Below are 2,022 nucleotides of genomic sequence, written 5' to 3' on the forward strand. Positions count from 1 at the left end.
GTATTCCTCACCTTGACTCAGCTTCTCTTTCAATACGACTGCTATATATATTTCTTTAGCTTTGCAACTGTTGATACATGAAAGATTGATCCCTACTTAATCTTTTCAATCTATAAAAATTTATATACATTATTTCCTTTTAATGCTAATATACGGATATCGCAATTTTATTATTAACAATTTATAACAGGAGATGAAAAGATGAAAGGACTTGAATTTTCAACTAGCCTATTATTCTTTTGGATAAAAGGTAGGGTAGAAGTTGATAATAGGTTTGTAAAAACCAATTTATCCAACACATTATTAGGATTTATTCCTGCTGGTAAAGACCAACAAAACATTCCTCTAAAAAATATTTCTGGAGCTATGTTATCTACCAAGTATTTTTTCAAACCAATTATTTTAGGAATTCTAATCTTCTTATTTGGATTAGGTACTTTGAGTGATAGTTTTATTGGTGGATTAATTTTTCTATTAATAGGTATTGGAATTGCAGGTAGCGGCATTCAAACAATATTAAGAATTGAAAAAGCAGGAACACCTTATCATATTAGTGTCCCATTCTTTGAAAAAGAAAAAATGCAATTATTAAATGATATTATACACAATGCTTTAGCAGATGACACAGACAAAACAGATTTAAATTTATTCTTCGATAAAAAATCACAGTAAATATTATTATATTTAAAATAAAACCTTATAATCGAATTATATTAATTAATTCGATTATAAGGTTTTTAAATTTATCCTACTAACAAGTTTTTCTCATATGAATAGCATGTACTTGCTTATAATCCAAAATGTTTTTTATACGTAACAGTATATAAAAGCTGACACTTTACTCTATATAGAAATTAAATATAAGCTGCTTTAACAGCTTGTACTTCAGATGAATTTTTACCATATAAGTTTGTTGCTACACGAATACAACCATCTTTTAATTCTTTAAAGTCAGAAATCATATTTAATTCATCTGTATTCGTATAATAGAAGATATCAAACATCTTATCTTCTCCAACACCTTGGACATTTACGCCATTGTAATTAACACCGCTAGCTATCAGGTAACCTACCTTCACCTTCATTGTTATCCTATGAGAATAGATGTTTTCAATATCTATTCAATGTAATCTTTATAGTTGCACTTCTATTTAATTATCAGGAATAGATGGTATGCGATTTTACATGTGTATCCTTTATTAAATATTCTAGACATCTCGCTTTCTTAGCTTTATTTTTTTTAATGTGTACAATTTGTTAAACATACAAGAAAAGTTTCCTGCTTTAAGACAGGAAACTTTTCACATATTATTAACCTAAGAACTTAAAATTCCTACAATCTGACGAGCTTTAGCATTATCTATATAATAATGCATCTCTAATCCCTTTCTTTCTGCACGAAGTACGGTTCTCCTTAATTTTGATAGATGCTGTGAAACAGTAGATTGTGGGAGTTTTAATATTTCCGTTAACTGCGTAACATTACACATTTTATGGTGCATTAATTCACTTACAATTTGTAATCGAACTGGATGTGCCATTACTTTTAAAACATCTACGTCTTCTTCGCGGATTTCAGCTAGATCTTTATCAGTTACTACTGTTTTCATTTCGCATTCTCCTTTATTATTAATTTCTATTTTTCTTATTATCCTTATAAATAGTACTTATAGATGATTACGATTTGTCCTGTTGAGAAAATATTTTTTCTTCTTAAAACAAAAAGGACATCTATCCTGGAAACAGTTTTTTTACATAACATTAATCTATGATTAACACAATTTACCAAATAAAAGCACTTCTCCTACCCTTTGGTTAAAGCAAATAAAAAATTCTGCTTTTGCCTTCCTTTCCTGAAAAATTGATAAGCAGTATCTCCTATCTCACACTCTACAAAATAATCATTTTATTTCTCAATATGGATACCTGGAATTAAAATACCAAAAATGGTAATATAGAGTCACCTTCAGTTGTCAATTGTGTCCCTTTTTTGAAAGCCCTGTCTATAATGACAAGGCTTTT

Annotated in this window: 2 protein-coding genes and 1 pseudogene; 1 reads left to right on the top strand and 2 read right to left on the bottom strand. The window is 28.6% G+C overall.

Features of this window, described 5'->3' with window-relative positions:
- Nucleotides 1-201 precede the first annotated feature (201 nt).
- A complete protein-coding gene (locus FOT98_RS27230) occupies nt 202-672 on the top strand; it encodes a hypothetical protein (protein ID WP_000677077.1) in 471 nt (156 codons plus the stop codon).
- A 182-nt stretch (nt 673-854) separates the two neighbouring features.
- On the opposite strand, the pseudogene FOT98_RS27235 reads toward FOT98_RS27230, so the two are convergent.
- Nucleotides 855-1,076, bottom strand: a pseudogene (locus FOT98_RS27235) (M4 family metallopeptidase); the annotation flags it as partial.
- A 240-nt stretch (nt 1,077-1,316) separates the two neighbouring features.
- Nucleotides 1,317-1,610, bottom strand: a complete 294-nt coding sequence (locus FOT98_RS27240) for an ArsR/SmtB family transcription factor (RefSeq protein WP_000860321.1) — start codon at nt 1,608-1,610, stop codon at nt 1,317-1,319.
- Nucleotides 1,611-2,022: the final 412 nt, after the last annotated feature.

Source organism: Bacillus sp. HY001 (assembly GCF_007558965.1).
In the GTDB taxonomy this organism is placed as follows: domain Bacteria; phylum Bacillota; class Bacilli; order Bacillales; family Bacillaceae_G; genus Bacillus_A; species Bacillus_A mobilis.